At 54.7% G+C, this 4602-nt stretch carries 4 protein-coding genes and 1 tRNA gene; 2 read left to right on the top strand and 3 right to left on the bottom strand.

From position 1 onward, the window contains the following. Window positions 1-249: 249 nt before the first annotated feature. Entirely contained in the window at window positions 250-864 is a 615-nt protein-coding gene (locus tag ACIQ0R_RS11400) for a YqhA family protein (RefSeq protein ID WP_395827434.1), read from the bottom strand. A 34-nt stretch (window positions 865-898) separates the two neighbouring features. Then, on the bottom strand, window positions 899-1786 hold the full coding sequence (locus ACIQ0R_RS11395) for a DMT family transporter (RefSeq protein WP_395827431.1): 888 nt from the start codon (window positions 1784-1786) through the stop codon (window positions 899-901). Window positions 1787-1938: 152 nt separating this feature from the next. On the opposite strand from ACIQ0R_RS11395, the gene acs reads away from it, so the two are divergent. Together acs and ACIQ0R_RS11385 are read left to right on the top strand one after the other, a co-directional pair. Beyond that, window positions 1939-3918 carry an acetate--CoA ligase gene (gene acs, locus ACIQ0R_RS11390; RefSeq protein ID WP_395827428.1) on the top strand — a complete coding sequence of 660 codons (1980 nt, stop codon included), beginning with the start codon at window positions 1939-1941 and terminating at the stop codon, window positions 3916-3918. Window positions 3919-4089: 171 nt separating this feature from the next. After that, window positions 4090-4180, top strand: a tRNA-Ser gene (locus ACIQ0R_RS11385). A gap of 47 nt (window positions 4181-4227) precedes the next feature. On the opposite strand, the gene ACIQ0R_RS11380 is transcribed toward ACIQ0R_RS11385, so the two are convergent. Then, window positions 4228-4410, bottom strand: coding sequence for a hypothetical protein (locus ACIQ0R_RS11380; protein WP_395827425.1), 183 nt, complete (start codon window positions 4408-4410; stop codon window positions 4228-4230). Window positions 4411-4602 lie beyond the last annotated feature (192 nt).

The following is a 4602-nucleotide window of genomic DNA, read 5'->3' as shown; positions in this document are numbered from 1 at the left end:
TAGCTCCTTGAACTCCGCCGTGTACATCTGTTTTGGTATCTTCTTCATTGCTGGTCTTTCCAAAGGATCGTTGATTTTACGTTACCTATGGAAGACTAAATTTCGGGGGAAGCTAACTCTAACTCTAACTCTAACTCTAACTCTAACTCTAACTCTAACTCTAACTCTAACTCTAACTCTAACTCTAACTCTAACTCTAACTCTAACTCTAACTTCACGAAAACAACTGGAGCCGCTGGCGTCAATATATTAGTGCGCGCTGTTGGCTTCTTTTTGGGTCGCTGTCATGATACGGTCGCACCAGGCAATGGCCAGTGCGGACAGCAGAAAAGTAATGTGGATTCCGGTTTGCGCCAGCAAGGTTTTGGCATCGTAGGAGCCAGCGTTGATGAACGTTTTTAGCAGATGGATCGACGAAATGCCGATGATCGCCATCGCCAGCTTGACCTTCAGCACCGAGGCATTTACGTGCGACAGCCATTCTGGCTGGTCCGGGTGGGTTTCCAGGTTCATGCGCGAGACAAAGGTTTCGTAGCCGCCGACGATCACCATGATCAGCAGGTTGGAGATCATCACCACGTCGATCAGCCCCAACACCACCAGCATGATGGTGGCTTCGGTCAGCTTGGCAGGCCGCGTCGCCCCCTCAATAGTGACCACGTCGAGGATATGTGTCAGCGATGACGCATTGCCGAAAGCGGCGCCGATCAGATCAGTCAGTTCAACCCAGAAATGGAAGACATAGACGCATTGCGCCAGGATAAGGCCGAGATACAGCGGTAACTGTAACCAGCGGCTCATGAAAATCAGATTCGGCACATTGCCGATGGTTTTATTCTGTGAAGGGGATGGAATATTGCTCATTGGTATGATTTGGTAGGAATAAGGCGACGCTATTCTACACTTCTTGCGCGCTTTTTATGGATTGCGGCCAACTAGCCACGGCAATTCCGGTTAGTACCAGCAGCAGTGCCGCAAAGTGCCCCCAGCTCACGCTCTCATGCAAAAACACTACGCCGATGAACGCCGCCGCCAGCGGCATCAGGGCGGTGAAGATACCGGCGACATTGGCTTGAACGTGCTTGGCGCCGGTCAGCCAGAGCCAGAACGCGATCACGCTGGCAGCCAAGGCGTACCACACGATCAGGCTCCACATGCCGGCCGTGATCTGGCCAAAATCGTAGGGCAGGGCAGCAGTCAAGCCAAACGGCAACATCAGCAGCAAGCCGAACAGGTGACTGTAAGCGGTGATGCGCATCGGCGACAGGGTTTGCGTCAGGCGCTTGGACAGCACGACATAGGTGGCCTCACATACCACTGCGGCCATGACGAACAGGTTGCCGGTCAGCGAGGTCTCGCCGCTGTCGCGTTGACTAAGGTTGAGTAGGGCAATGCCGGCAATCGCCAGCAGGATCGATGCCAGTGTGCGCGGCGCCAATCTCTCCTTGAGAATCAGGTTCGACAGGATCGCCACTGCCGCCGGTAACGTGCTGGTAATCACCCCGGCGGCAGTGGCCGTGGTGTGCTGCACACCGTACAGCATGCACAACGTGAATAAAAAAGTACCGAAGAACGCCTGGCCGAACAATGTCAGCCACTCGTGGCGCTCAAGGCGCGGTGCCGCCTTGAAGAACTGCGGCGCCATCACGATCACGGCGATCGCGAAGCGCAGCAAACCAAACACCAGCACCGGCATCACGGCGATGATCGCCTTGCCGAAGCCGATGTTAGCGCCTACCAGCAGCATGGACAAGGCAAGGTAGAGGTGGGATCTGGTAGGACGCATATGAAGTCGTATTGAGCTCAATGTGCGATGATAACCGACTGAACCGCGCTCAGTCCGACGAGTAGCCGATCCGAGCCAAATCAACGCATGTAAGACTGAAGTAAGTGTGCAAGATTATCTTTAGCCGCAACTATTAAAAGCAGGAGACAGACATGCCCAACATCGAAACCTTTTCGCAGGAAACCCGCGCCCCCTCACCCGCAGAATTTTCCAAGACTGCGGCAATTTCCGGCATGGACGCTTATCGCGCCCTGGTGGCCGAGGCCGAGCAGAACTATGAGGGTTTCTGGGGGCGCCTGGCGCGCGAAAACCTGCAGTGGCATAAACCCTTCACCAAGGTGTTGGATGAGTCCAATGCGCCGTTTTATAAATGGTTCGACGACGGCAAGCTGAACGTTTCTTATAACTGTCTCGATGTTAATTTGCAGAACGGCAATGCCGATAAGATCGCCATCATTTTTGAAACAGATAACGGCGAGGTCAGCAAGATCACGTATCAAGAGCTGCACAAGCGGGTCTGTCAGTTCGCCAATGGCCTGAAGTCGCGTGGCATTAAAAAGGGCGACCGGGTTGTTATCTACATGCCGATGTCGGTCGAAGGTGTGGTTGCGATGCAGGCATGCGCGCGGATTGGCGCGACTCACTCGGTGGTGTTCGGTGGCTTCTCCGCCAAGTCTTTGCAGGAACGGATCATTGATGCCGGTGCCGTCGCAGTATTGACTGCTGACGAGCAGGCACGCGGCGGCAAGCGTCTGCCGCTGAAATCGATCGTCGATGAAGCGCTGGCGCTGGGCGGCTGCGATAGCATCAAGGACGTAGTGGTGTACAAGCGCACCGGCGGCGATATACATTTTGTCGCCGGTCGCGACATCTGGCTGCACGATCTGATCGCCAATCAGGCCGAGACTTGCGAGCCGGAATGGGTCGATGCCGAACATCCGTTGTTTATTCTGTACACCTCCGGCTCGACCGGCACGCCAAAGGGCGTACAGCATTCATCCGGTGGTTATTTGCTGTGGGCGGCGCTGACCATGAAGTGGGTCTTCGACATCAAGCCCGACGACGTCTACTGGTGCACCGCCGATATCGGCTGGATTACCGGCCACACTTACATTGCGTATGGCCCGACAGCAGTGGGCGCTACTCAGGTTATTTTCGAGGGCATTCCCACTTTCCCGAATGCCGGCCGGTTCTGGGACATGATTGAGCGCCACAAAGTGACGATCTTCTACACCGCGCCGACCGCGATCCGCTCATTGATCAAAGCCGCCGATGCCGATAAGAATAGCCATCCTTCCCAGTACAATCTGTCATCGCTGCGCCTGCTTGGCACGGTCGGCGAGCCGATCAATCCGGAAGCCTGGATGTGGTATCACAAGCATATCGGCCAGGAGCGCTGTCCGGTCGTCGACACCTTCTGGCAAACCGAAACCGGCGGTCACATGATCTCGCCGCTGCCGGGCGCCACACCGCTGGTGCCAGGTTCATGCACGCTGCCGCTGCCAGGGATTCAAGCGATCATTGTCGATGAAGCCGGCAACGAACTGCCAGATGGCCACGGCGGCATTTTGGTCGTCAAGCGTCCGTGGCCATCGATGATTCGCGCCATCTGGAATAATCCAGAGCGCTTCAAGAGCGCCTATTTCCCTCCCGAGTTCGACGGCAAATTGTATCTCGCCGGCGACGGTGCAATCCGCAACAAGGACACCGGCTATTTCACCATCACCGGCCGCATCGATGATGTGCTGAACGTTTCCGGTCATCGTATGGGCACGATGGAAATTGAATCGGCGCTGGCGGCCAATCCGATCGTCGCCGAAGCCGCCGTCGTCGGCAGGCCAGACGAGACCACAGGCGAAGCCATCTGCGCCTTCGTCGTCCTCAAACGCAGCCGCCCGGGCGGCGACGAAGCGAAACAGATTGCCAAGGAATTGCGCGATTGGGTAGCCAAGGAAATCGGCCCGATTGCCAAGCCCAAGGAAATCCGTTTTGGCGACAATCTGCCCAAAACCCGTTCCGGAAAAATCATGCGCCGTCTGCTACGCGCGCTCGCCAAGGGAGAGGAAATCACCCAAGATATGTCGACACTGGAAAATCCAGCGATTCTGGAGCAACTCAAGGAAGCGCAATAAAGTTCTTCAGAGGTTGCACGTTGACGGAAGTTGCGCGCTGAACTCGCAATTTTCCTGTCAAATGTGTGAATGGAATCGATATGAAAACGAAAGTTCTATTTCTCGCCGATTTGTTGCTATAATACGCGGCTTCGCGAAAATCAAATTAAGCGAAACGTAGTTGTAGTTGCAGGAGAGATGGATGAGTGGTTGAAGTCGCACGCCTGGAAAGCGTGTATAGGTTAATAGCCTATCGGGGGTTCGAATCCCCCTCTCTCCGCCAAGAATACAAGTCATTGAAATTAAATGATTTTTCAAGAAAAGCCGCCTTCATTTTTGGGCGGCTTTTTTATTCTGGGTTAACTTGGGGATAATTTTGCTCAATGACTCCTCAATTTTATCCATTTCTCGATCATCATCCGACCCGTTGATCCAGTCAGCATAGACCTCAAAAAACATTCGCAGCGAGTGACCAAGTTGCTTGGCCAGGAATGCCGGGCGCGCTCCACTCATCAGTCCTATCGTCGCATACGTGTGTCGCATGTTATACGGTCGGCGTTGCCGTAGCCCAACGCGCTTCAAATTAGTCCGCCCTGAACAATCCCATTTCCCAATAATTGTCTCAAGCCGTGACAGTCGCCATACGCCACATCGGCCAAAGCATTACCAGAAACGCAGCGCAAAAAAGCCGCAGCTTGCGCAGGA

The sequence above is a fragment of the Collimonas sp. genome (assembly GCF_044339385.1).
GTDB lineage: Bacteria > Pseudomonadota > Gammaproteobacteria > Burkholderiales > Burkholderiaceae_D > Collimonas.
This window is presented reverse-complemented; position numbering and strand designations above follow the sequence as displayed.

Excerpts from the sequence above, each read along its gene's own strand:
- ACIQ0R_RS11400 (WP_395827434.1), bottom strand. The coding sequence starts at position 864 with ATGAGCAATATTCCATCCCCTTCACAGAATAAAACCATCGGCAATGTG.
- ACIQ0R_RS11395 (WP_395827431.1), bottom strand. The coding sequence starts at position 1,786 with ATGCGTCCTACCAGATCCCACCTCTACCTTGCCTTGTCCATGCTGCTG.
- acs (WP_395827428.1), top strand. The coding sequence starts at position 1,939 with ATGCCCAACATCGAAACCTTTTCGCAGGAAACCCGCGCCCCCTCACCC.
- ACIQ0R_RS11380 (WP_395827425.1), bottom strand. The coding sequence starts at position 4,410 with ATGAGTGGAGCGCGCCCGGCATTCCTGGCCAAGCAACTTGGTCACTCG.